The sequence below is a fragment of the Streptomyces sp. NPDC050732 genome, assembly GCF_040654255.1.
Lineage (GTDB): Bacteria > Actinomycetota > Actinomycetes > Streptomycetales > Streptomycetaceae > Streptomyces.
Window position 1 is genome coordinate 1 of sequence record NZ_JBFAHP010000057.1, and the last position, 23,200, is coordinate 23,200.

At 69.9% G+C, this 23,200-nt stretch carries 28 protein-coding genes and 1 pseudogene; 19 read left to right on the forward strand and 10 right to left on the reverse strand.

The features are described from left to right. Positions 1–214: 214 nt before the first annotated feature. Positions 215–601, reverse strand: coding sequence for a hypothetical protein (locus AB0H82_RS34630; protein WP_362999499.1), 387 nt, complete (start codon positions 599–601; stop codon positions 215–217). Between the two features lie 341 nt (positions 602–942). Between AB0H82_RS34630 and AB0H82_RS34635 the strand changes: the two genes are divergently transcribed. The 3 genes and pseudogenes from AB0H82_RS34635 to AB0H82_RS34645 all read left to right on the forward strand — a co-directional run bounded on the left by AB0H82_RS34635 (position 943) and on the right by AB0H82_RS34645 (position 2,719). Next, the gene (locus AB0H82_RS34635) at positions 943–1,536 is read left to right on the forward strand and encodes a hypothetical protein (RefSeq protein ID WP_362999500.1); all 594 of its coding nucleotides are present in this window, start codon (positions 943–945) and stop codon (positions 1,534–1,536) included. A gap of 24 nt (positions 1,537–1,560) precedes the next feature. Then, positions 1,561–1,698: a hypothetical protein gene (locus tag AB0H82_RS34640; protein ID WP_362999501.1), complete on the forward strand. Its 138-nt coding sequence runs from the start codon at positions 1,561–1,563 to the stop codon at positions 1,696–1,698. A gap of 215 nt (positions 1,699–1,913) precedes the next feature. Next, positions 1,914–2,719 (forward strand): annotated as a pseudogene (locus AB0H82_RS34645) (IS5 family transposase). Between the two features lie 16 nt (positions 2,720–2,735). Here the strand turns inward: AB0H82_RS34645 and AB0H82_RS34650 are convergent. The 9 genes from AB0H82_RS34650 to AB0H82_RS34690 form a co-directional block, all read right to left on the reverse strand. Continuing rightward, a complete protein-coding gene (locus tag AB0H82_RS34650; RefSeq protein ID WP_362999502.1) occupies positions 2,736–3,305 on the reverse strand; it encodes a hypothetical protein in 570 nt (189 codons plus the stop codon). 16 nt (positions 3,306–3,321) lie between these two features. Next, positions 3,322–4,836: an ATP-binding protein gene (locus tag AB0H82_RS34655; RefSeq protein ID WP_362999503.1), complete on the reverse strand. Its 1,515-nt coding sequence runs from the start codon at positions 4,834–4,836 to the stop codon at positions 3,322–3,324. Between the two features lie 43 nt (positions 4,837–4,879). Next, complete coding sequence (locus AB0H82_RS34660) at positions 4,880–5,092, reverse strand: hypothetical protein (protein WP_362999504.1); 213 nt, start codon at positions 5,090–5,092, stop codon at positions 4,880–4,882. A gap of 26 nt (positions 5,093–5,118) precedes the next feature. Next, positions 5,119–5,592, reverse strand: a complete 474-nt coding sequence (locus AB0H82_RS34665; protein ID WP_362999505.1) for a DUF6238 family protein — start codon at positions 5,590–5,592, stop codon at positions 5,119–5,121. Positions 5,593–5,655: 63 nt separating this feature from the next. After that, on the reverse strand, positions 5,656–7,128 hold the full coding sequence (locus tag AB0H82_RS34670) for an SCO6880 family protein (protein WP_362999506.1): 1,473 nt from the start codon (positions 7,126–7,128) through the stop codon (positions 5,656–5,658). 81 nt (positions 7,129–7,209) lie between these two features. Continuing rightward, the gene (locus AB0H82_RS34675) at positions 7,210–8,598 is read right to left on the reverse strand and encodes an ATP-binding protein (protein WP_362999507.1); all 1,389 of its coding nucleotides are present in this window, start codon (positions 8,596–8,598) and stop codon (positions 7,210–7,212) included. Positions 8,599–8,633: 35 nt separating this feature from the next. Then, the gene (locus tag AB0H82_RS34680; protein WP_362999508.1) at positions 8,634–9,332 is read right to left on the reverse strand and encodes a hypothetical protein; all 699 of its coding nucleotides are present in this window, start codon (positions 9,330–9,332) and stop codon (positions 8,634–8,636) included. Beyond that, a complete protein-coding gene (locus AB0H82_RS34685) occupies positions 9,332–9,646 on the reverse strand; it encodes a DUF6112 family protein (RefSeq protein WP_358778164.1) in 315 nt (104 codons plus the stop codon). Before AB0H82_RS34685 ends, AB0H82_RS34680 begins: the two co-directional genes overlap by 1 nt. Positions 9,647–9,781: 135 nt before the next feature. Then, positions 9,782–10,912, reverse strand: coding sequence for a C40 family peptidase (locus AB0H82_RS34690; protein ID WP_362999509.1), 1,131 nt, complete (start codon positions 10,910–10,912; stop codon positions 9,782–9,784). Positions 10,913–11,405: 493 nt separating this feature from the next. Here AB0H82_RS34690 and AB0H82_RS34695 point away from each other — a divergent pair, with 493 nt between their 5' ends. The 16 genes from AB0H82_RS34695 (at position 11,406) to AB0H82_RS34770 (ending at position 23,128) form a co-directional block, all read left to right on the forward strand. Further along, entirely contained in the window at positions 11,406–12,161 is a 756-nt protein-coding gene (locus AB0H82_RS34695) for a site-specific DNA-methyltransferase (RefSeq protein WP_362999510.1), read from the forward strand. Between the two features lie 203 nt (positions 12,162–12,364). Next, on the forward strand, positions 12,365–12,979 hold the full coding sequence (locus AB0H82_RS34700) for a DUF4913 domain-containing protein (protein ID WP_362999533.1): 615 nt from the start codon (positions 12,365–12,367) through the stop codon (positions 12,977–12,979). Next, positions 12,976–13,464: a hypothetical protein gene (locus AB0H82_RS34705; RefSeq protein ID WP_362999511.1), complete on the forward strand. Its 489-nt coding sequence runs from the start codon at positions 12,976–12,978 to the stop codon at positions 13,462–13,464. The genes AB0H82_RS34700 and AB0H82_RS34705 overlap by 4 nt, the downstream gene beginning before the upstream one ends. Continuing rightward, positions 13,461–14,075, forward strand: coding sequence for a DUF3631 domain-containing protein (locus AB0H82_RS34710; protein ID WP_362999512.1), 615 nt, complete (start codon positions 13,461–13,463; stop codon positions 14,073–14,075). Before AB0H82_RS34705 ends, AB0H82_RS34710 begins: the two co-directional genes overlap by 4 nt. Before the next feature lie 147 nt (positions 14,076–14,222). Beyond that, a complete protein-coding gene (locus AB0H82_RS34715; RefSeq protein WP_362999513.1) occupies positions 14,223–14,561 on the forward strand; it encodes a GNAT family N-acetyltransferase in 339 nt (112 codons plus the stop codon). Between the two features lie 20 nt (positions 14,562–14,581). Beyond that, positions 14,582–15,271 (forward strand): hypothetical protein, encoded by a 690-nt coding sequence (locus AB0H82_RS34720; RefSeq protein WP_362999514.1) that lies wholly within the window; start codon positions 14,582–14,584, stop codon positions 15,269–15,271. A gap of 38 nt (positions 15,272–15,309) precedes the next feature. Beyond that, positions 15,310–16,032, forward strand: coding sequence for a hypothetical protein (locus AB0H82_RS34725; RefSeq protein ID WP_362999515.1), 723 nt, complete (start codon positions 15,310–15,312; stop codon positions 16,030–16,032). A gap of 360 nt (positions 16,033–16,392) precedes the next feature. Continuing rightward, positions 16,393–16,719, forward strand: coding sequence for a hypothetical protein (locus AB0H82_RS34730; protein WP_362999516.1), 327 nt, complete (start codon positions 16,393–16,395; stop codon positions 16,717–16,719). After that, positions 16,695–17,156, forward strand: a complete 462-nt coding sequence (locus tag AB0H82_RS34735) for a hypothetical protein (protein ID WP_362999517.1) — start codon at positions 16,695–16,697, stop codon at positions 17,154–17,156. Before AB0H82_RS34730 ends, AB0H82_RS34735 begins: the two co-directional genes overlap by 25 nt. A gap of 35 nt (positions 17,157–17,191) precedes the next feature. Continuing rightward, on the forward strand, positions 17,192–17,596 hold the full coding sequence (locus AB0H82_RS34740; protein ID WP_362999534.1) for a hypothetical protein: 405 nt from the start codon (positions 17,192–17,194) through the stop codon (positions 17,594–17,596). Between the two features lie 10 nt (positions 17,597–17,606). Continuing rightward, positions 17,607–18,026 (forward strand): hypothetical protein, encoded by a 420-nt coding sequence (locus AB0H82_RS34745; RefSeq protein WP_362999518.1) that lies wholly within the window; start codon positions 17,607–17,609, stop codon positions 18,024–18,026. 30 nt (positions 18,027–18,056) lie between these two features. After that, positions 18,057–18,974 carry a winged helix-turn-helix transcriptional regulator gene (locus AB0H82_RS34750; RefSeq protein WP_362999519.1) on the forward strand — a complete coding sequence of 306 codons (918 nt, stop codon included), beginning with the start codon at positions 18,057–18,059 and terminating at the stop codon, positions 18,972–18,974. After that, entirely contained in the window at positions 18,971–19,549 is a 579-nt protein-coding gene (locus tag AB0H82_RS34755; RefSeq protein WP_362999520.1) for a hypothetical protein, read from the forward strand. Before AB0H82_RS34750 ends, AB0H82_RS34755 begins: the two co-directional genes overlap by 4 nt. Continuing rightward, positions 19,546–20,784 carry an MFS transporter gene (locus tag AB0H82_RS34760; RefSeq protein ID WP_362999521.1) on the forward strand — a complete coding sequence of 413 codons (1,239 nt, stop codon included), beginning with the start codon at positions 19,546–19,548 and terminating at the stop codon, positions 20,782–20,784. The genes AB0H82_RS34755 and AB0H82_RS34760 overlap by 4 nt, the downstream gene beginning before the upstream one ends. Before the next feature lie 43 nt (positions 20,785–20,827). Beyond that, positions 20,828–21,163, forward strand: coding sequence for a hypothetical protein (locus tag AB0H82_RS34765; RefSeq protein ID WP_362999522.1), 336 nt, complete (start codon positions 20,828–20,830; stop codon positions 21,161–21,163). A 729-nt stretch (positions 21,164–21,892) separates the two neighbouring features. Beyond that, positions 21,893–23,128: an ATP-grasp domain-containing protein gene (locus AB0H82_RS34770; RefSeq protein ID WP_362999535.1), complete on the forward strand. Its 1,236-nt coding sequence runs from the start codon at positions 21,893–21,895 to the stop codon at positions 23,126–23,128. The last annotated feature ends 72 nt before the right edge of the window (positions 23,129–23,200 follow it).

Below are 23,200 nucleotides of genomic sequence, written 5' to 3' on the forward strand. Positions count from 1 at the left end.
GCGACCCCATCCTTGTCAAAGCGGTGGACAGCGGCGCGGACCGTGACCGGATGGCACTCCAGCACGCCGGCGACCTCGGCAACACACCGGCCCTGCCAAATCGCGACGGGCCAACAATGCGCGCAGGCCACGGAGTTCTTCGTCGGTCAGCGCGACTCGAAGGATCTTCGACACGACGCCCCTCCCCAGGAGCGCCTACCCAACGCAAACAACTTCACCAGCTCCGCTTAGATGCGGTGGGTGGTACGGGCAGCGCGGCGGGCGGCCGGTTCCGTTCAGCGGCCGGAGGAGTTGGCGCACGTTGGGCGCCGGGCGCCGATGTGATGAGCCGGTCGGCGTCCTGGTGCAGGTTGCTGGCCGCGCTGTTCAGGTGCGTATGGGCGCTGGCGAGCCTGTCGGTCAGGGCCGCGAGGGCGGTGCCGATCTCCATGGAGCGTTCGGGGGTTAGCGGACCGGAGCTGATTTCCTGGAGGTGGCCGATCTGCGCGACGGCTTCGCCCAGCTTGGCAAGAGCCCAGCCGAGGGGATCGGCTGCACGCGCCGTCAGGGCGACCTTGCGTCGAGCTAGGGAGTCGGCCGCGCCGGGATGCCGATCCACCACGCGAGTATGGAAGGCGGCCTCGACCGCGAGGGAAGTGAAAATGCCCGCTGTGACTCGAACTTGGTTCTCGACTTCCTCGCTGATACTGGCGAGCGAGTGAGTGGGCTCCGGGGCCGGTAGATCGTCAGCGGCATGGTGGATGCGCTTGGCCAGCGAGTGCAGGTGCGCGGCCTGCTCCAGACCTGCGAGCGGACCGGGAGGACCTGGCGTGTTCACCGGGTACGACCAGGTGCAGGGAGTATTGCCGTCGGTAGCCCGATGCTCGCGCCCGGCACGGGCGCTTTGTTGGTCTGGCTCGTGGGGCCACTGAGGGCCAGGGCGCGCATGCGGTCGACTGTGACGTGCAGGTCCTCACCGAGGCCGCGCAAGGTGGCCGCGGCGTCCTCCAGGTCGTAGTGGAGGTCGAACCCGTCGTCGTGATCGGACTCTTTGACCTTCTCGGCTGCCGCCTCGAAGAACTCGGCGAGCCGCTCCAGCAGGCCATCGGTGGGTTCCAGGACCTGGTCGGCGAGTGCAGCGGCATGCTCGTAGGACGTAGTGCCGTTGAGCTGGTCGGTGAGCGTGAGGATCTGGCGGCCGTAGACGTAGCGGCCGTAGGGATCGGTGGGGGTGGCAAGGCCCGGAGGGGCGGGAGCCGGGGGCGTGGTGGAACGGGCGGACAGGTGGGATCTCCTGAGAGCAGAAGCCAGGCAGTGCTGCCCGACGATGGGCTAACGGTGGCGGCCGGCGGGCGCCGGGCCCGACGGTGTGGCGTGGGCGTTCGGGGCGATAGTTGGACGGCGCGCCGGGTGTGGGGCGGCGTGGTCGGTCATTGTTACCTGTCGGTATGCGTGGATGAGAACCTTGAGGTGTTCGATGGCGTCGGCGCGGCGTGCGGCCAGGATGTCGATTTGCGTGGCGCTGTTCTGCAGGACGCCGAGCGAGTTGATCGATGACTTCCCGGTGGCGGCACGCGTCAAATGGGAGGCCGCGTACTGGGCGGCGTCAGCGAACTGTTCGTGCAGATCGTCGAGGTGACGTGCGGCCATGAACACGAGCTGGGCGAGGACGTCAGCGGGGCCCTCTGGGCTGTGGAGCCGTTCAAGATGCCGCGGTGAGGCACCGAGCGCCTCACTCACCATCTGCGAGCCGACGGAGGAAGAGGGCGAAGCGTTGGACGGTGTTTCCATCAGGAGCGTGTGATCCAGGGAGTTGGGGGAAGCGGCGGTGGACGCTTCTGTCTCGACCGCTTTGCTACGCCCTAGGTCGCGTCTTCAATTGATCTTGAGTGGTGGATCATGGTCGGGTGATACGTCGCCATGAACTGTCCGATGTGGAGTGGGAGTTCGTCCGACCGCTGCTGCCTGCGTCGTTGCGGGGCCGCAAGCGGTTGGACGACCGAAGGGTCCTCAACGGGATCGTGTGGAAGTTCCGCACCGGCACCGCCTGGCGGGATGTACCCGAGCGGTATGGGCCGTGGCAGACACTCCACACCCGCTTTCGCCGGTGGGCACTGGACGGAACCTTCGAGCGGATGCTGCGGGCAGCGCAGGCCAGGGCGGACGCAGTCGGCGACATCGACTGGCTGGTCTCGGTCGACTCCACCGTCGTGCGCGCCCACCAGCACGCGGCCGGGGCCCGAAAAGGGGGCTCTGCCCACCGGCACTCGGACGCTCCCGGGGTGGACTGACCAGCAAGATCCACCTGGCCTGCGACGCCTTGGGCCGCCCGCTCGCCTTCACGGTCACCTGCGGGAACACCAATGACTGCACCCAGTTCACCACCGTCATGGAGGCGATCCGGGTGCCCCGGCTCGGGCCGGGCCGGCCCCGCGTGCGAACCGCCCATGTACTGGGCGACAAGGGCTACAGCTCCCGCGCGATACGAACCTGGCTGCGACACCGGGGCATCACACACACCATTCCCGAGCGAGCCGACCAGATCCGCAACCGAACCCGACGCGGCTCCCGGGGCGGGCGCCCGCCGGCCTTCGACAAGCAGCTCTACAAGCGGCGCAACGTCGTGGAACGGTGCTTCAACCGCCTCAAGCAGTGGCGCGGCATCGCGACCCGCTACGACAAGACCGCCGAGTCCTACCAGGCAGCCGTCACCCTCGCCTCGCTCCTGATGTGGGCGTGACATTTGAAGACAACTCCTAGCGGTGGCGTGCACTCGGCCGGGGTGGCGGGGTCGCCGGGCTCTGCTGCCGGGTCTGAGCCGGGAAGAAGCGGTGGAAGTCGAGGTGAGCGTTGAGTTCCTGTACCGCGTCGCGGAGTGATTCCGACGTGCGCCGCAGGTAGGCGCGCGCGGTGGCGTGGTCGATGACCATGCGATTGTCCCGGTACTGCCGGTCGGTGGGACGGGACGATCGGGGCAGGAAAAGGGCATTCTCCGCGGTCTCGGCGAAGTTCGGTACTGCGTGGCTCGACATGGTGGCTGCCGCGGCGAGGTGGGCGAGGACTGTGCTGCCGACGCGGTTCGTGCTGTGGGCGCTCCGGGCAAATTCGAGTGTCAGTTGGACGACGTCGTGGGAAAGGGCCTGCGCCTCGGAGGCATGCTGGAGCAGTTCGGCGTAGGACGGTGCGGCCGGTACCTGGCCGGTGTCGTCCAGCAGCTGGTATCTCTCGGCGGCTGCGGCGAGTTTGGTCTGCAGGTCGTTGAGAGCGCCGATCATCTGGAGGGTGTCGTCGCGAGGTATCAGTTCGCGCTGTGCATCGGAATTCATGAGCCTCCGGGGTTGCCTAATGCATTCGGGCGTCTGTGTCAAAGAGTGACAATTCCTCGGGATGGAGGAGGTGTTGGACGATGAAGGATCGTCCGGCGACCTTCCATAGGCCGCGTCCGCGGTTGAGGTGTGAGATGGCGTCGCTCTCCACGGATGTAAGGCCCAAAAGGGTTGCTGCGACGTGGAGTTGATCCGTCTCCTGGCGGTAGATGATGCGGGTGGAGCAGTCGGCGAGCAGGCCCTCGGCGAGGGCTCGTCCGCGGGATCCGGCGTCGCCGGCGGTGAGCAGGTCGGACAGCCGGTGGATCACCATGAGGTTGGCGATGCCCAGGCCGCGGCTGAGCTTCCACTGGGACTGCATGCGCTGGAGGAGGCCGGGGTGGCGCATCAGGCGCCAGGCTTCGTCGTAGACGATCCAGCGCCGGCCGCCGCCTGGGTCGGAGAGCGCGGATTCCATCCAGGCCGACGCGCACGTCATGGCGAGGACGAGGGCGGTGTCGTCGCCGGATCCGCCCAGTCGTGACAGGTCGATGGTGAGCATCGGGCTGCTGGGGTCGAACGCCACGGTGGAGGGGGCGTCGAACATTCCGGCGAGGTCGCCGTGCACCAGTCGGCGCATGGCGTGGGCCAGGTCACGGGAGGCGTCGCCGAGGCGGCCGGACATCAGGCCGCCCGCGGCGTCGAGGTCGTCGGGGCTGTTGAGCATGGTGGCGATGTCGCCGAGCAGCGGGGTGCGGCCGGCGGTCGCGGCGCGGGTGACCACGGCGTCCAGGGCGACGTCGAGTCCGGTGTGCTCCATCGGCAGCAGGTCCCGGCCGAGGACGGTGCGGGCCAGGGAACCGAGCAGCAGCAGACGCCTCTTGCGGATCTCGCTTGCCCAGTCCGCCTCGGAGACCGATGGCGGGCGCGGGGCTGCGTCCAGGGGGTTGAGCTTGCCCGGCAGCCCGGGGCCGAGCGCGATGGAGGTGCCGCCGAGGGCTGCGGCCACCGGGGTCCATTCCCCCTTGGGGTCGCACGGCACGTACACGCGGTACCCGAAGGCCACCGACCGCAGGGCGAAGGACTTTGCCAGGGCGCTCTTGCCCTGGCCGATCACTCCGGCCAACAGGACGTTGGGGTTGGTGAAGCCTTCGATCTTGCCGTACAGGGCGAACGGGTCGAAGCAGAAGCTCGCTTCGGCGTGGACGTCGCGGCCGATGTAGATGCCCTCGGCGCCGAGGCCACCTTCGGCGAGGAAGGGGTAGGCGCCGGCGACGGTAGCGGTGGTCATGCGGTGCGCGGGCAGTTTCAGCTTGCCGCCGCGGGCGGAGGCGGGGCCGGGACGACCGCCGGGCGGGAAGAGGGGGAGTGGCATCTGCTGCTCGGCCGGTTCGGCACCGCCTGGGTGCAGGGCGGCTTCGGCGCGGGCCTTGGCGGCGGCCTCGGCGAGCTGGCGGCGGGCCGCTTTGCGGCTGGCGCGGTCGGTGCCGTGCGGGGTGAATAGAGGGGAGGCGGAGGCGCGGCGGGCGCGCCGGGCGGGCCGGTGGCTCATGACGGAGTGGCTTTCAGGTAACGGCGGTTGGGGCGGCGAGCGATCACACGACCGATGGCGTGGCGAACTGGCGGCGCCCGTAGCCGCTGTCGTCCTCCGCCCAAAAGCCCTGGTAGGCGGCGGCGTGGACGGACCTGGTGCTGGTCTTGCAGTGGTAGCCGGCGGCGGATGCCGGGGCGGCGGTGGCGAGCGCGTCGTTGCCGATGAGGGCGGCGAGTACGACGGTGGTGGAGGGGGAGCGCTTGAGTGTGCGCAATGCAAGGGCCCTTTGCTGAGGAGGAGTTACTGGGCGCAGGTGGTGGTGTGGCCGTGCGCGGGGCCGTTGAGGTCGGTGGGGGTGGTGGTGCGGCGCACGAGGTGACCGGCGGCGAGGTGGCGCTGGCAGATGGTCAGGACCGGCGGGCCTTCGGGGAGCCGCTCGGGGTGGCACTCCTCCTCATCCGCAGAGGCCGCGTGAACGGCGGGCAGGAGGTGGAACGCGTCGTGGACGGCGGCGCCGGCCTGCCACAGCCGGGTTCCTGCCGTGGCCAGATGCCGTCCTGCCGCCGGGTGCGGCGGTCGTGTGGCCGTCTGGAGCTGGTCGAGCAGGCGGTGCAGGGCGACCAGGTGTGCGTGCAGCACGTCCAGGTGCGTGCGGTCCGCGGAGGCCGGTGCGGTGCCCGTTTCGGCGGCGAGGGCGCGGGTGTGGTGGCGGACTCCGGCGCTGGCGGCCCGGAGGTAGGGGTGCGCGTCGTCGAGGGGGGTGGCTGAGGTCAAAGGGGGGAGGATCCTTCCTGCCGGTGCGGCAGGGCACAGGCCCCTTGGGTGGGGCCGGGTGGGCTATAGGGCGGTGCGGGCCAGAGGCAGTGCGCCGAGGGTGAAGGCGTCGGGCTGCTGGTAGAAGAGGCGGCGCAGGTCGACCTGGGCGGTGACGGCGGCGGTCTCGATCTGCGCGCAGGCGGCATCCAGCAGGGCGTCGGTTTCGGCGGAGACGGTGAGCAGGCCGGTCAGCGCGACATCCGCGTGGCCGGCGATGAGCTGGCGCTCGCGGGTTTTTACGTCGGCGTACTCGACGCTGTCGGCCTCGGAGTCGACTTGGCCGCGGCGCGTGCGCTCGGCGGCATCGGAGATGATCGCGGCCTTCTTGCGCTGGACGTCGCGCAGCGCGGACTCGAGTCCCTGGGGCACGTAGATCAGGGACAGGCTGCGCCGCACGCCGGCGGTGAACATCAATCCGTGCAGGAACCCGGCACCGGTTTCGGTGCGGGGCCAGTCCTCGACCCAGTATGTGACGTGCCGAGCGGAGTCAGTGGCGACCCGGTCGTACTCCTCGACCTGGACGACGGGCCCGGCGGCGGCCGGGTCGGCCTCGGCCCGTCCGCTCTCGGACCACTGCTGCAGGCCGGAGAGCGCCTTGGGGTCGTAGGCGGTGCGGATGACGGCGGCGATCTCTCGGGCGGTCAGCCAGCCGGTCACCATCAGACCTGCGCTGCGGGCGGCGAGCGCGACGGCACTGGTGGTCTGCTCCAGCACGGTGAAGGCGCCGGGGAAGCCGCCGCCGGCCTGGGAGATGAGGCGCTTGGCGGCCTTGAGGTCCAGGGAGATGGCCAGGTACGCCTCGTGCGGGGCGGCGGCGGGCCCGGCGGAGGCGACCAGCTCGGAGTACACCTGCCCGGCGACCGGGGTCTCGGGCCGCCCCTGCTGGGTCCAGTGGCGCACCAGGGTGTCGCCGCTGTCGGGAACGGTGCGCTCCAGGACCTGGACGGAGGCGACGTGCCCGGTCCGCGCGATGCCCGCCAATGCCCTTCCCCAGCCGGACACGTTGTGGTTCTGCGTTGCGGGGTCAAGCAGAGCGAAGGCGCGAGAGGAGACGCGGGCGACGGCGGTCAGTGTCTGGCCGTGCGGGTCGTGCACGGCAGCGGCCTGGTTGGCGGAATCACTTGGGGTGACGACGCGCAGGGAGGCGGCGGTGCCGGGCAGATGGAGGGTGCCGTCCTGGCGGGGGCGGGTGACCGGCCGGGCCAGCCACAGCGTCTGTCCGCTGCGGCGGCGCCGGGCGAAGCGGACGACGATCGGCGCCCAGTCGATCAGCGACTTTCCGTTGCGGCGGATGACGACCAGGGCGGCGACACCGGCCCACAGCGGGGCGAGCACGATCGCACCGAGCAGCCCGGTGCTGACGACCGTGACCAGCAGCAAGGCCAGCGCCGAGGAGACCAGGACCAGCTGGGGAAGGGAGAGGCCGAGCAGGATGCCGCGCTTCGACCTGTGGGGGAATTTGACCGTGAGGGGAGTGATCGACAGTTCAGACAAGGGCCGTTCCGGTGGTGCGCGGGCGGGGCCGGAGCGGCACACACGGCGTGGTGCGTGCCGCTCCGGCGTGAGGGGACAGGGTCAGGTGCCGGTGGGCGGGGGAGGCGGAGGGGGCGCTCCGGCCCCGCTGGCGCCGCCCGAGGAAGCTGAGTTCGGCGCCGGGGGCGCGCCTTGCGGCGGAGGCGTAGAAGCGCCGGGCGGGTTGGACATGAACCCGCCGCCGGACGGGGACTGCGCACCCGAACCGGGGCCGCTCTGGCCGGGCCCGCCACCGAACTGACCACTGGTGTCCTCGGTGGGGCGCGTGGGCGGCGGCTGGACGGCCTTCTCCAGCCCGTCCTTCATGCTCTGGCCGCTGGAGGAACCACCGGGGCTGCCGGATTCCTTGCCGCTGCCGCCCGTGGGGTTGGCGGCGATATCGCCGGGGAAGCCACCGCCGCGCACCGAGTCGGGCCCTTGGGGTGCGGCGCCCGCTCCGGCCGCCGCACCACCGGTTCCAGCGGTGGCTGCCATGGCGGCGGCCTTGCGGCCCGCGCGTTCGGTGTGCTGCTTGGCGAGCTGGGCTCCTGCACCACCGGCCCGGTGAATCGATTCGCCGTCTGTGCCCTCTGCGGCCCAGTGCACGAACTTGAAGGTCGCGTAAGGGCAGAGCAGCACTAGGACCATGATCACGATGCCGGACATGACGTCCGCGAGCGCGCCGATGCCGTCCTTGGCCTCCGTCTTGCCCATCGCGGCGATCCCGAGCACGAAGATCACGGTCATCAGGAGCTTGCTGACGACGAGGGTGGCGGTGGCTTCGATCCAGCCGCGGCGCCATCGGCGGGCGGCTTCCCAGCCGCCGCCGGCTCCGGCGAACACGGCCAGGGTGACCATGACCAGGATGCCGACCTTGCGGACCATCATCACGCACCAGTACAGAACCGCTCCGATGGCGGCTCCGATGGCGGCGAAGACGGCGACGAGCCAGCCCATCCCGGCCAGGCCGGGAATCTGGTTCACCTTGACCATGCGCCGCACCGCGGATTCGATCGACAGGTGTGATGCCTTGAACAGGCCGTCGGACAACGCGTCGACCACTTCGATCGCGACGGTGGTCAATGCGATGGCGCTGAAGGCGAAGAGCACGCCGGAGGCGGTGCCGGTGAATGCCTGGGTCAACGCTTGGCCGTCGCGTTTCATCGCGGCTCGTATGAGTTGGGCGCAGAAGGTGGCGACCAGGATGATCAAACCGATAGGCAAGATCATTTCGTAGTTGTCGCGGAACCAGCCCGCGTTCAGGTCGACCTTGGTCGTCTTGTTCACCGCCTTGGCGGCCAGATCGGCCGAGGCGGCGGCGAGTTCACCGGCCGACTTAGCCATCCAGTCGCCGATGACCTTGCCCGGGTCACTGGCGAAGTCGACCGCGCCCTTGGCGGCGCCGCCGATGGAGCACAGCTTGTCGGCCAGGGGGTAGTCACAAAAACCCACGGGGAGTTGGACTCCTTTCTGCTCTTAGGCGCGGGTCACTGCGTGACGTTGGGGGCGATGGCGGACAGCGCGCAGTCGTGGCTGGGCCGGCACTGAACAGCCAGGGTCACGGCGCGTTCCTCGGCTCCGCCGCTGCCCTTCTTCCAGGCCAGCGTCTGTTTGCCGTTGACGGTGACGACGTAGATGTATGCCTTGGTGATCGCGGAGGGGTCCTCGGCCAGAGCTGCCTTGAAGGCGGAGGGAAAGTGGCCTTCGGTGACCGTCGCGGTGGCGTGCTGGTCGTTGTCGGCCATGCGCGACCACAGAGTCGGATCCGGCACCTGAGCGGCTATGGAGTTCCAGTCGGCGTACTTGGTCTCCTTCGACATCCACGCGTTCATGCCGGCGAGCTGCTGGTCACGGCTGGTGCCGCGGGTGTCGTAGGACCACAGCATCTGGGCCGCGGCCTTGGCGTAGGCGACCGGATCGGCGATCTGCGGTGGCCGGGGAACGGACCCCGCCTTCTTTCCGCCCGGCTTCGCGGCGGCTTCGGAAGGAGCGGCGCTGCCCGCGGTGGACGGCGGGCCGGACTCGCTGTGGTGGCCGCCGTTGCCGCGTCCGGTGAAGAACGCGACGGTGGCTGCGAGGGCGAGCAGGGCGGTGATGGCCACCGCGAGGGTGGCGATGCGGCGGTTGGCCGAGGCCGACCAGCCGGTGCCGTAGGAGGACAGAGAGAAGGAGCGGAATCGTTTCATCAGTGGACCTGCGACCCCAGGGCGCTGAAGAAGGCCACGATGCCGTTGGCGGCGCCGAGGCCGAGGGCTGCGCCGGCTGCGACGGTCGCGCCCTTCTTGCCGTTGGCTTCGGCCTGGTGGCCGCCGGTGTGGTGACCCCAGGCCCACACGGCGAGGGAGACGGCCAGGGCCCCGACGACAGCGACGATGCCGAAGAGGTTGATCGAGTTGACGACGTTCTTTAGGACGGCGAGGCCCGGCAGGCCGCCGCCCTTGGGGGAGACGCCTGGGTCGTAGGCGAGCTGGATGGCACGGTCAGCGAGAGGTATGGGCATGCGTGTGGCGGACTCCTTGCGTGCGCAGGCCGATGGTGGCCCGGCGAAAGGGGGGAAGGGAGGAAGGGGGAGCGGTGGGATGACGCCGAGAGGGGCCGGCCCCGGCCAGCCAGGGTCGGGACCTGGGCGGGGACGTCAGAGGACGCGGCGGACAGCGAGAATCGCCCAGTCCTTCAAGGGAGTGATACGTACCGGCTTGCCGGTCCTGGGGGCCTCGATGACGAGCCCTGCGCCCATGAACATGCCGACGTGTTCCGGGCGTTGAGCCGTGCCGCGGCTGAAGATCAGGTCGCCGGGCTGCAGCTTGCTGGGCGAGACGGCCTTGCCTTCGTTGACCTGGGTATACGTGGTGCGGGTGAGCTTGACGCCAGCCTTGGCGTACGCCTGCTGCATCAGACTGCTGCAGTCGCAGCGACCCATGGGGTCAGGGCCGTGCGCGGCGGTGCAGCTGCCACCCCACTGGTACATCGTCCCGAGCTGGCGCATCGCCCAGTCGATGGCTTTGCGGGCCTTGGGGGCGGCGTTCTTCGGGATCGTGTAGCCCTTGGGCACGCTGCCCTCGGGAATACGCCCGTAGGAGGAGCCATCCTCGGCCGGGCCGCAACCGGCGGCCGGGTTGTCACTGTCCTTGGAGTCATCGCCGGAGGGCTTGTCCGAGCCAGTGCTGGGGAACGTGGCCGCGATGGCCTTCTGCAGGGCGGTGGCCAGCGGTTCCCACTGTGCGTACGCATCGGGCAGACCCGACTTCTGCACAGCCTGGGCGGCTTGGGTGACGGTCATCTGCTGCCAACCCTTGACCTTGAGCAAGGCTTTGTAGAACTTCTCGCTCGCGTACACCGGGTCGTGAATCTGCTGAGCGGTTCCCCAGCCCTGGCTGGGACGTTGCTGGAACAGTCCGAGGCTGTCGCGGTCTCCGTAGTTGAGGTTGCGCAGGCGTGATTCCTGCATGGCGGTGGCGAGCGCGACGATCTGGCCGCGCTTGGGTACGTCGAGCGAGATGCCGGTGGCCACGATGGTCTGGGCGTTGGGGACCTGCTCGTCGGGCATGGACAGGCCCTCGACCTTCACGTCTTTGCCGGACGCTCCGTTGAGGATCTTCGTCACCTGCTTGGTGACGGTGTCCGTGTCGACGTCGTGCAGGCATCCGCTGAATCCGCTGGTGGTTTCGGCGGCTTCGCTGGAGGCGGCGGCCATCATCATGGCCGTGCCCGCGAGCAGCAGGGGGGAGAGGAAGACGACGCCGACGCCGGCGGCTATCGCCTTCAATCCGGCACGCCTCCCGGTGGCGGAGTTTCGGGCAGGGGTGGGTAGGGAGTTGTCACAAGGGTGTCCTTGAAGGTGAAGTCCCGACCGCGCGGGCCTGTGGGTGGGGGCTGTCGCAGCCGGTGGCGGGTGAATCGGGGCCCCGACGCCCGTGGCGAGTTGCACCTCGATGTGCGTGTGCTGGTCGGGTCAGGTGGTTTCGGTCAGGGAGTACCTCGGTGAGGGCAGGCGAGGGGGAGTTGGCCAACGGCGGTACCAGCCGGGCAGCTCCAAAACAGTAAGCCCAGATCCCCGGTCCCCGAAATCAAACATGATCAAGGCTTGGCTGGGGCTTGGCGGCGACACCGCTCCACCGGGGATCGTGTCCTACAGTTTTGGCTCCTCCTCCTCGCACTCCGCATTGCGGGCCTTGGGCATCGTCATGCCTGCAGTAATTCCGTCGCGCGAGCCGGAGTGAGTAACCCCATCCTCTCCTGAACTGAATTGTGGTATCCCTTTGCCTTTTTCCCTGCATCAGGGCGACGCACTGAGCGTGCTTGCGACGCTGCCGGACGGATGTGTTGATTCCGTCATCACTGACCCGCCGTACAACTCCGGCGGCCGGACAGCGAAGGAGCGCACCAGCCGCAGCGCGAAGCAGAAGTACACCTCCGCCGATGCCCAGCACCAGCTTCCGGACTTCACCGGCGAGAACATGGATCAGCGCAGCTACGGCTTCTGGCTCACCCAGATCATGACCGAGGCGCACCGGCTGACCAAGCCCGGCGGCACCGCGCTTTTGTTCACCGACTGGCGGCAGATGCCGACGACGACGGACGCGCTGCAGGCAGCCGGCTGGCTGTGGCGCGGCGTGCTGGCCTGGCATAAGCCCCAGGCCAGGCCCCAGAAGGGCCGATTCACCCAGAACTGTGAGTTCATCATCTGGGGCTCGAAGGGCGCCATTGACGGCTCCCGAAACCCGGTCTACCTACCCGGCCTCTACTCCGCCTCGCAGCCCTCGGGCAAGAACCGCCAGCACATCACGCAGAAGCCGGTGGAGGTGATGCGGGAGCTGGTCAAGATCTGCCCCGAGCAGGGCACCGTCCTGGACTTCACCGCCGGATCCGGGTCCACCGGGGTAGCGGCCCTGCTGGAAGGCCGCTCGTTCATCGGGGTGGAGAAGACCCGCGAGTACGCCGAGGTGGCAGCCGACCGGTTGACCGAGACGGTGCAGCAGCTCCTGTCCCAGGACGACTTCGTTCTGTCTGCCTAAGCCCTTCCCGCTGCCCGGCACGGGCGATAGCGGGATTCTGCTCCGTCATTCCCCGTGCCGGGTGATGCGTTGTAGCACCGGATCCCCGGTTAGCGAAACCGGGGATTCTCTGGATCGTGGAGCCGTCATTCACGCCCACCGGCCGCGGCTTCAAGGAGGCCCCTTTCGTGCATGAATCCATAGACCTCCCCGATGACGGGGAAATGGAACCTGTCCGGCTGCCGGACTCGAATCTGGAGAGCGTCGAGGCCAGCGTCCGCAAACTCATGGAGCAGCAGGCCGAGCAGGCCCGGCAGCTCGACAGCCTTGCCGCACCTCCGGAGTCCTCGCCCTTCGCAGCGTTCGGCATGCCCAGCCTTCCGGGGATGCCCGGAGCGCCGATCCAGGGACCGCCCGAACCGCGCCCGATCCTGGAACTGGAGGGCGAGGAGTACGAGGACGAACTCGACGCACTGACGGACTGGGTCGACGGGTTCCTCATAGACACCTATGGCGCCGAGGTCACCACCGCGGCCCCGTGGTGCAGAAAGTGGCAGGAGCACGACGACGTCGTCGCCTGGCTCCACGCCTTGTGGATGGCCTACCAGCAGCACAAAGACCCCGAAGCTGGGCCGTCCGGGATGTTCGTGTGGCACCGCGACTTCCTCACTCACTGCCTGGCCCATGTGCGCGCCCCGGGCGGCCCGCTCTCGGCCTGCCAGACCGACCCCGACCGCGACGCGCACCGCCTGCTGCCCGGCCCGGCCTCCTCCATTCGCTCCGCACGTTCGGCCTCCGCGGACCAGCCGGAGTCCGGTGATCCGGGTCAGGCGGCATGAGCGGGTCCGAGCACCGGCCCGCCTTCGGCCTCTCCTTCGACCCGCGCGCCCTGACCGACCTCCTCCAGGCCCCCGGCGACATCCGGGACCTGGCCCTCGCCCAGCTCCAGGACGTGGTCAACGCCCAGCAGTTCGGCTCCAAGCTGCTCGGTGAACTGGCCGACTACCGCAAGCTGTACGTCGATCACCGCAAAGCCTGGCGCGTCGTGTACGCCCAGCGCCCGGCCCCGCCGGGATCGGCGCACCGCGCCGAGATCCACGTAGTGGCCGTGCGCCCGCGCGACCGCCACGAGGTGTACAACGTTGCCCGCAAACGCCTGGGCCTCACCCGCCGCCCGGTGAGTGCGCTCGCCCATGCCGCCCGCTCGCGCTCCCCGCAGCTGGAGGCGCGCCGCGAAGTCCCCAAGCCGGGTCCGCCGCCGTACGCGCCGCCTGGTCTTCCCCGCCCCGCTCTGTCCCCGACCTTGAAGGACCGCACTCTTTGACGCCCCGCTTCCCCTCCGGCCTCGACGACCTCTCGGCCGCCCTTGCCGGAATCGAAATCCCGCAGGAAAACCCGCACCACCGGGCAATCCTGGATGCTCACCGCCGGGTTCAGCAGCTGGATGCGCAGCTCCTCGCCGTGGCCGGTGACGGGCCGACCCACTGTTGCACCGACGCCCGTGGCCAGCTGGAGCAGCTCACCGACATCCTCATCCTGCGCCTGCTGGCCGGCGCCGAGCTGACCCGCCTGCTGAGCAGCCCGTGCTGCTGCTCCCCAGCCTCTGACGAGGCCGAAGCGGATACCGCCGAGGACGAGGCGGAGTGCCGCTCCTGCCTGGCCGCCGAGCACACGATCGTTCACGCGTGTCTCGACGCTTTCGCGGCCGACGGCGATCCGGCCGCCATGTCCTCGGCGGCTCTCACCGACCGCCTTCGCCGACTGCCCGGCATGGCGGAAGCCAGGTGGACGTACGCCGAACTCACCCCGCAGCGCCTGGGCCGTCTGCTGGCCCCCTACGGCGCACGGCCCCGCAATGTCCGCTTCGGCACCTACCAGCTCAAGGGGTACCTGCGCAGCTCCCTGATGGCCGCGCTGCCTGACTGCTCCTGTTGAGGCCCCCGGGTCCTCACCGCCCTTCGCCGCGTGAGGACCGAGGATCTCGTGCTCGTCGGCGCCTTCCACCAGCACTGTTCCCGCAGTTAGCTGCTGCGCCGCTGGGGCCGTACGCACCTGACGCGCCGCACCCTGAGCCAGCTGCTCGTGTATGCCCACTGCTGGCTGGCGCTCGGCGTCGACCACGAGCCGCTCTCGCTGGTCTGCACCGGTCCCGTCAGCCGGGAAACGGGCGCCTTCGACCTTGGACTCCAGGTCGTCGATGCCTACCAGCGTCGCGGCATCGGCGCCGCGCTGGTCCGGCACCCAGCTCAGTACGCACAGGACCGGGGCGCCCACACCCTGAGCCCCTACACCGAGGCGTCGAACCAGCCGGTGCTCCGCCTCCTTCGCCGCCTCGGCCCTGTCCGCGAGATGCCGCAGGGAGCGCACCTCGCCCTGCGCCTGCCACTCGGCGTGAGCGGCCTCGTACACCGGCCCTCGTGACACCCCAAGGAATCTTCCCCATGCCCCGCAACACGACGGTGAAGAAGGCTCTGACCCAGCTGGATCACCGCATCGAAGCGGCCGTGGGCCACAGCATCGACCGACTGTGGCAGCACCGCGACCGCGACCTGCTCGACGAACAGCACGCCCACCTGGTCGACGCCCACCGAGCCCTCGTCCAGGCCGAGACCAACGTGACCTTCTACCGGTCCCAGCTCAACAGCCTCTCCTCCGGCCAATACCCGGTCGATAACGTGTTGTTCGAGCGTATCGACCGGACCGTCGGTCTGCTGGAGCGCGCGGCCCGCACCCGAGATGAGCGGCAGGATCAGGCCGTTGCCGCGCTCGAGCCCGTCGAGGCCGCGGCCCGGGGCAACGCTCCGCGCGACGTGTCGAACCTTCCGGCGCCCGATATCGCGGCGCTGCTCGCCATCACCCAGGGCGCCAAGCTCCACCAGAACCTTCTGACGCAGCAGCTGTATGTCGTCACCGCCTCCAGCACGCGCATCCCCTACAGCCAGCTGCAACGCCTCGAAGAGGACGGCTTGGTGGTGCGTGACACCTCCCGTCCGGTCACGGCGGGCCAGCCAGTCACGCTGACCGACACCGGCCGTGCGTCCCTGACCGCCCCGCGCTCTTCCAAGGCGCCCGGCGCCGCTCCCGTGCCCCGGCCCGGCACTTGGCCTGCGGCCATCCCCGTCCGCCGCTGAACCGCGCATCCCGTGTGTGCCTCGCTCCGAAAGCCCCTATGCCCTCATCCCCGGACTTCCGCCTCGACGGCTACGAGGCCGTCAACGACCGTGTCGCCGAGCAGTTCTGGCAGCACATAGATATCGAATCCACTGAACTCGCTGTGCTTGCCGAGCACCACACCGACGACCAGCGGCACAGCTACTACGTTTTGCACAACGGCGCGGTGACCTGGGGTATCCCCGGCGAGCCGCAGCTGGTGGCCCTCCACCTGCAGCGGGACGTGGAAGCCCGTACCTTCCGCTTTCAGCATGAGAGGCTGGCCCTGGTGCCTATGGCGCAGAGCTGGCTGATCGCCCGCGGCTGCCCCAAGGAGGCCATCGTCCTTCCGCCCGGCATCGGAACCGATGCCGCCGACGAGGCCACCAAGGCGCTGGAGGACCGTCTCACTGCCGACGGCGATCACTTCGCCCTCGTCACCAGCTACACCGACGACGATCCGGCCCGCATGCAGATCACGGTGCTCCTGGCCGCCATCGACGAGAAGGCACCGCTCCGCTTCCGGGTGTTGCTGCACGAGGTCGACACCGAGCACTGGACGCACACCCTGCGCGAAGGTGGCTTCTCGACCTACGAGCAGGCCACCGCCTGGTGGCACGCCCACTGGTCGGGCCAGGACGTTCCCCTGCCGACCACCGCGCCGGCCACCCGGTCCACCGCCGCGTCCGCAGGCCCTGCCTTGCCTGCCGCCCCAGCGCCGCGTACCGGCCGAACCCGCTGACCACAGCAGCCGATCTGCCCCGTGGCAGGACCTCTTTCGACGTGAATCCGTGAGGGCTCGGTGCCCGTCGAAGCGCGAAACATAGCAGCACATCCCCGATTAGCGAAACCGGGGATTCTCCGGACTCTTGAACCACTGCCCGCCCGGCGTCAGCCCGGGTGAGCTTCCGCGTTTCCTTCTTCTCCTCTGGAGGTCAATACCTCATGCCCTCACCCCTAATAGCCGTCGCCGTTACCGATTTCGGCTCGCTCGCTCTCCCGCTCGGCACCGCCACGTCTGCGAGCGCCGCAGGTTTTTGTCAGTGCGCTGGTCAGCGGCCAGTGTGACCAGCTTGGCGCGTGGAGGGACGGCACGAAGGCCGTGACGATCCGCTCCAAGGCAACGGCCAAGACCACCGCCATCGGCGACCTCTATGCCGGCCACGAAACCACGGTCCACAAGAGCAGTGGCAATTGGCGCTACATCACCGACAAGAACGCGGGTGTAAATGGCTTCGTCTCCGAATCACAGGCCAATCACGAGGCTCGGGCACACCTGAACTCGGCCTTGCACTTCCGTGAGTTCGCCGGCCCCGGGCACTTTCTCGCGGCCTTCGCCTCTGACCAGCGCAGCACGCGTTCTTGTCTCACCCACGCACTTCCAAAAAAGAAGGGAGCCATGTCGTGTCCGACGACGCCGACGGCGTGATGGGCGCCATCACCCAGCAGATCGAGGCCCGCTTCCAGATGCCGCTGGCCGACCTGCGCCGGGCGGTGGCCGTGGCCCCGCACGCATCCACCGACGCCACCGTCGTCGTGAAGTGGTACGGCATGCTCGCCGAGGCCCAGGAGGCACTGGAGGAGGCCGAAGACGCCCTCGTCGCGGCCCTCGACCGTGCTCCCGGTGACGTGCTGGACGACCCGGTCATGGAATTGGCCCACCAGGTCAACGCCGCCGTGGCCATGCGCGACGGGCGGGCGATGGTCGTACGCCACTACACCGACCCGAACTCCCTGGGCCGCAGGGGGCCGGGAGCCTGGCGCGGAGCTGACGCAACCCTGCGCCGCACCCCGGCCCTTCAGACTGCACCGATTCCGAGCGCCGCGCCCACGCCGTCCGTGCCGGTGCGAGGAGCGACGCGGTGAGTGTCGCACTCAAGCCGACCGGCCAGGACGAGGCCCTGGCCCAAGCATTCAGTGCCTCGCTGAGCGAGCTGTACGCGCAGGCCGCAGGACCCGAGGCGTCTGGTGCCCTGATGCGCGCCCTGGAGCTGCGCTCCTGGCTGGCGGTGGCCGAGGAACAGGTCGCCCGGGTCCGCGACCGCATCCACGCCGCCACCGCCGCCGACCGCGACATGGGCGAACTATCCGCCGACGACCTGCGATTCGACGCGCAGTGGATGGAGGCGGCCCTGTCCGCCCGCGAGGGATACGCCACCGCGCTCACCGAGTTCCTGCGCACCATGCCACCGCCCGGAGTACGCCCCGAACGGCCGGTGCAGCTCGCCCAGCCCAGGCTCACCACCACCCTCCCGCCCGCCCCGGCACCCGCCCGTGCCGGGGCGGCGCGGGAGCGCCGACCGTGAAAGCCCCCGATTGCCCCACACCACGTCCGAGACCATCGCCGAACGCATCGAGAACCTGTACGGCCAGCCGATGGCCGCCCTCGAAGCCCACGCCGACACCAACCCGACCGGCACCATGCTCGCCGCCCTGACGAGCAGCCACTCCGATCTACAGCTCGCCGAGCGCAACATCACCTTCCAGCTCCAGCGGCTGCGTGAACTGGCGCACCCAGAGCGGGACATAGGCAAGTTCGAAGCGGGACACCTGCTCGACTGCGCCCGCCGGATCGCCGAATCCGTCGCCACCCGGGACGCCCACGCCAAGACCGTCAGTGCCGTCCTCTCCAGCCTCCACCGCACCCCCGCGCCGCCCGCGCCTTCGACGACAGCGGAACTCACCACCTCCGTGCCGCCGAGGCCGATGGAGCCCGCCGCCACCCACACCCGCTGATTCGCCCGCCCCGCCCTAGGAGTTGTCCCCTTGGCCACCACCGGTCTGCCCCGCTCCACCCAGGTCGACGTGCAACGCGTCACCGAGTCGCTGGAGATGATCACCCCCCTGTGGAGTGTGTGGATCCTGATGACGCTGTCCGCGCAACCCCTGCGCTACGCGGAGATCAAGCCACGCCTGTCCTGGCTCAACGACGGCACGCTCCACCCCAAGCTGCGCAAGCTCACCGACGCCGGACTGGTCGAGCGCACCGAGGTCGCCCAGGGCCATGTGACCTACGGCCTGACCGGCCGCGGCGCCGACCTCATGCCCGTCCTGACCGTGATCGCCGCTTGGGGCGAGGCGCACCTGGAAAAGCCCCTGGTGAAGAACAAGAGCACCGGCCAGCTGGAGCCGCTCACCCAGGTCCCGCCCGCGCAGAACATCGAAGACACCCTCGCACTGATCGGCCCCCGCCACGCCACCCCGATCCTGTGGGTACTCAAGGACCGCGGTGCCACCAGCGCCAAGGCGCTCTCCGCTGCGGCGATGCCCGGCTACCGGCTCAGCAACATCTACCCCCAGGTGGACCGACTGGCCGAGGACGGACTGGTCCGCAAGGACGGCCGCGCCTACGAACTCACCTCCAACGGGCATTCACTCGCCCCCGTCTACCGAGCCCTCGCCGCCTGGGCCGCCGGACGCCCGCTCACCGACACCCACCCCGTGTGGGGCCAGGCCCCGCCCACGACGCAGACCCAATCCGGACCGTGGCTGACCACCCAGCCCCGCGTACCGGCACCCGCCACCCCTCATCCCGCCACGGACACCCCGGCCCTGACCACCCAGCCGACGCCCACCCCGGCTGCGGCCACGCCGCACACGGCCTGGAAGCCCGGCGACCTCTTCTCGCACCAGATACCGGTGCGCCCCCTTGCCCTTCCCCAGGCAGGGGGACACCGCCGATGACCAGACACTCCACCGACGGCTTCGACCAGCGCCAGGCCATCCGCGTGCTGTCCCTGCCGGGTCTGATCCGCCTCGTCAGCGAAATCGCCGACAACGGCCCCATCCACCGCCGTCGTGGCAGTCTGCAGGCCGCCTTCGGCGACCTGACAGCCAACCAACTCGGCTACGCCATCGACCGGGCCCGCGACTTCGGCCTCGTGTACGGCGACGAGCACGAACGAGTCCGCTACCGGCTCACCGACAGCGGCGAGGACCTCGCCGACGTCTACGACACGGCCGCACGCTGGGCCCGCACGCACCAATACCCCACCGCCACCAGCGACTTCGTCACCCGCGTCCAGCACACCCTCACCCTGCTCGGCCAGGGTCCGGCCCCGGCCCGCGGTGTCGCCCGGCTCAACAACGTCGGCGGACTGCCGCTGCCGGGTGGAGCGATTCTCAGCCCGCAGGCCATCTCGGCCTTCGACGGCCCGCAGGCCGCCCTGACTGCCTGGCTCCAGGCCAACGTGAGTCCCCAGCACGACATGGGCCTCCACACCGCCCGCGCGGCGGACGAGATGGAGACCGCTGCGTGAGATCGAGTGTTGGACCCCGGCATGCCCGCCGGCCGGTCCCCACCCTGCTGCGCGGTATCTACCTGCCCCGCAGCATGGACGCCGGCGCCTTCGCGATGACGACGTACGGCATCCCGCTGCTGGTGCTCGCCACCACCAACTCCGCAGCTTTGACCGGCGTGGCATTCGCGCTGGAGTGGGTGCCGCGCCTGGGCGCGTTCGCCGTCGCCGGATCCATGGTCGACCGCCACGGCACCACCCGCGTTCTACGACTGGCCTCGGCGCTGCGAGCCACCGTGGTCGTGACCGCCGCCGTTGCCCTACCGCAGCTGGATCCCGGGCTGCCCACCACGGTCGCGGTCATGTTGCTCGCCGCCTCGACCGGGGTGCTCACGGAGTTCTCCTACATCGCCGCGGAGACGGCAGGCGGCATCGCCAGCCGCGAGGCAGGCGATGCCGCCCACCGCGTGCAGTCGGTGCTCCTGGGCATCGACCAGGTCGGCACCCTGGCCGGACCCGCCATCGCCGGCCTCCTGCTGGAGTGCACCGGGGCGGCCGGGATGCTGGCCACGATCGCCGTCTTCTCGCTCCTGGCGTGCGCGCTCGCCCCCCGGCAATACGCCACCAAGACCGAGCTGCCGCAGCCCGCCCTTGCGGGGCTGCGCACCGGATGGACAACCTTGCGCTCGCTGCCCGCCCTCGGCTGGCTGGTCTGCGGACTGACCCTGTCCAACCTCGCCATCGGCCTGCTGCAGGCCGCAGCCCCCGTGATCGTGGTCCAGCAGTTCGGACACTCCAGCGCGGACGTCGGCTTGATCTGGTCGGTGGCCGCCGTCACCTCCCTGATCACCGTCGCGGTGTGCCGCCGCGCGATCGACCGCTTCGGCCTGTGGCCTGTGGGCGCGCTCTCCGCCACCGTCGCGGCCGGCGCGTGCCTGGCCGTCTCCCTCACCCACACCTACACCGCCTACCTCGTGCTGATCGCGGTGCTCATGGCCGGCGAGGGCGGCATGACGGTAGTCCTGCGCACCCTGCGCTCCCACCTCATCCCGCAGCAGGTGTTCGGCGCCACTCTCTCGCTGACGATCCTGCTGCTCCTGCTGCCCTTCCCACTGGCGGGCGTCCTGGTCGCCACAGTGCCGCCCGCCCAGCTCGGCCATGTGATCACCATCTGCGCTGCTGTGCAGGCCCTTGGCCTGTGCCTCGCCTTCCTGCGTCTGCGCACCTTCCCCGGGCTTCACGCCCGTCTCGCCTGAGCCACCCTGCCCTGCCGCCCTTCTCGCCCGGGAGATCCGCCCGATGCCCATACCCTCTGCCGGCACCCAGGCCGTCATACCCCCCGCCCGCCCCTCCTCCCGCGCGAGATCCAGGCCCACCATCACCGACCAGTTCCTCGCCTTCGACGCCGCGCACCCCTACGTCTACCGAGCCCTGGAGAAGCTGACGGCCGAACGATTCACCGCCGGGGCCACCCGCATCGGGCTCAAGGACCTATTCGAGGACTTGCGCTGGCGACTTCCGCAGGGGCTGCTCGGGCTCAACAACAACTACAGCGCTCTGTATGCGCGGAAGTTGATCGCGGACCATCCCGAGTGGGCTTCCATCTTCGAGCTGCGCCGCCGACGCACCGCCTGAGAACCTGTATGAACCCGACCCGTGGGTTGTTGAGGCTGGTGTGGCTCTGGTGGCGCGGGGCTTTGGCCGGTCGCTCTCCGCCCATCGGCGGCTCTCCAGGCGGCCTGACCAGGACTGCGCTACCGATCACCCTGGCCGCTCGTCTACTCTCGATACAGAGGACCGGGCTCACGCCCGGCCCCAGGCTCCCAGACACCGGGCCGTGACCGTCTTCGTGAGGCCAGCTGGAGCCGCATCGCCGACCACGCGGCTCCAGCCCCCTGCCCTCCAGGCGGCGGCGGGGCACTCCCGCGGCCCTGCCACCCGGAGGGCTCCTCGCGCGAGGCCCGACCCAGGGGGAGCCTCGGTGCCTCGCGCACCCGGCCGCCGCCGCACACCGGCGGCGGCCGGACACAATAAGCGTCCCACCGCCGCTGCCCCTTGTCCGCGCAATGCCAGGTTCACGCCGCAACTTCCCGTGGGTGCCGACGCATTCCCGCTATGCCGGCACCCACGGTCGGACTGCGCCGGCTGCGGAGGGGAGCTCGACACGGCCGGAACGTCCTGCTCCCTACCCTCCTCCCTCGACAGGGGGCAGAACGGACTGGGCGAGCGCATTTCCCCTACGCCAAGCACGGTCCCGCCCCATCCTCACCCACTTGGCATGTCGGCTTCATCGCAGCTTCTGAACCCTCACCGCCGCGCCTGAACTACCCCCGTCTGCCAGTTTTTGGAGAGCCCTTGCCCACGATCCTTGTCATATCGACCGCCGGCCCGGAGGCCGAGGCGTACCGCGGCTACTGCCTCGAAGCCGTTGCCGCCCGGTACGACGTCGTCCTGATCACCCCCGCCGCCCCCACCTGGGAGCGGGAGTTCATCACCGACTTTGAGATCGCCGAACCCGACGACGCCCAGGCGCTGGCCGTCGCCGGCCAGGCCCTCGCCGAGCGGCACGAGCTGACCGGCGTGGCGACATGGAGTGAGTGGTATCTCGTTCCAACCGCCCGCCTGGCGCGGCGCCTGGGACTGCCGACGAACAGCCCGGGGGTCATGGAAGCCGCCCGCAACAAGGCGATCGCCCGCACCCTGTACGCCCGCCACGGTGTGCCCTCGGCCGCGTCGATGACCGCCCGCTCCCTGCTGGAGGCGGCGCTCGCCGCCGAGACGATCGGCTACCCCGTCGTGCTCAAGCCAGCTGCCCGTGCGGGCAGCATCGGCGTCATCCGCGTCAACCGTGCCGAAGAACTGCCCGGCAGCTTCGAGTTCGCCACAGCCGGGGCCCGCGACGGTATCGAGAGCACCAAGGTGCTGGCGGAGGAGTACCTCGACGGCCCCGAGGTCTCCGTCGAGTGCGTCACCCACCGCAGTCGCACCACCGCGGTAGCCGTCACCCGCAAGACCCTCGGCGCCCCGCCGTTCTTCGAGGAGATCGCCCACAGCGTCGATGCCGGCGATCCGCTGCTCGACCAGGTCGCGCCCGTGGCCGCCGCGGCCATCAAGGCGCTCGGCATCACCGACGGCGTCCAGCACGTCGAGATGCGCCTCGTCGACGGCCGCCCCCGCCTGATCGAGGTCAATGCCCGTATCGGTGGCGACATGATCGGCCATCTCGTCCAGCTCGCCACCGGCGTGGACCTGGCCCGCGCTGCCGCCGACACCGCCTGCGGCCAGGCCCCCGACCTCACTCGCACCCGCCACAGCGCCGCCGCGATCCGGCTGCTGTACCCGAACGCCTCCGGCACCCTGACCCACTGCCACCTTGATGCCGACTTCGCTGCCCGCACACCGTGGCTGGAACGGGTCACCTTTCAACGCGCGGTCGGCGACGCGGTCATCCTGCCGCCCGTCGGCGACATGTTCAGCGCCCGCGCCGGATTCCTGATCACCACCGGGCCCACGGCGGAAACCGCCCAGGCCCGCGCCGAAGAGGCCCTTGGCCACCTGGCCCTCGCCGTCAAACCCCATCCCTCCGCGTCCGCGGCGTAACCCACGCACCGCCCGAGCCCGGCTCGCTGAACAGGAACCCGCGCTCGCGGTGGCCTGCACCGGCGCGATCGG

Excerpts from the sequence above, each read along its gene's own strand:
- AB0H82_RS34640 (WP_362999501.1), top strand. The coding sequence starts at position 1,561 with ATGGGAGGCCGCGTACTGGGCGGCGTCAGCGAACTGTTCGTGCAGATC.
- AB0H82_RS34650 (WP_362999502.1), bottom strand. The coding sequence starts at position 3,305 with ATGAATTCCGATGCACAGCGCGAACTGATACCTCGCGACGACACCCTC.
- AB0H82_RS34655 (WP_362999503.1), bottom strand. The coding sequence starts at position 4,836 with ATGAGCCACCGGCCCGCCCGGCGCGCCCGCCGCGCCTCCGCCTCCCCT.
- AB0H82_RS34680 (WP_362999508.1), bottom strand. The coding sequence starts at position 9,332 with ATGAAACGATTCCGCTCCTTCTCTCTGTCCTCCTACGGCACCGGCTGG.
- AB0H82_RS34685 (WP_358778164.1), bottom strand. The coding sequence starts at position 9,646 with ATGCCCATACCTCTCGCTGACCGTGCCATCCAGCTCGCCTACGACCCA.
- AB0H82_RS34700 (WP_362999533.1), top strand. The coding sequence starts at position 12,365 with ATGGAACCTGTCCGGCTGCCGGACTCGAATCTGGAGAGCGTCGAGGCC.
- AB0H82_RS34705 (WP_362999511.1), top strand. The coding sequence starts at position 12,976 with ATGAGCGGGTCCGAGCACCGGCCCGCCTTCGGCCTCTCCTTCGACCCG.
- AB0H82_RS34720 (WP_362999514.1), top strand. The coding sequence starts at position 14,582 with ATGCCCCGCAACACGACGGTGAAGAAGGCTCTGACCCAGCTGGATCAC.
- AB0H82_RS34725 (WP_362999515.1), top strand. The coding sequence starts at position 15,310 with ATGCCCTCATCCCCGGACTTCCGCCTCGACGGCTACGAGGCCGTCAAC.
- AB0H82_RS34755 (WP_362999520.1), top strand. The coding sequence starts at position 18,971 with ATGACCAGACACTCCACCGACGGCTTCGACCAGCGCCAGGCCATCCGC.
- AB0H82_RS34765 (WP_362999522.1), top strand. The coding sequence starts at position 20,828 with ATGCCCATACCCTCTGCCGGCACCCAGGCCGTCATACCCCCCGCCCGC.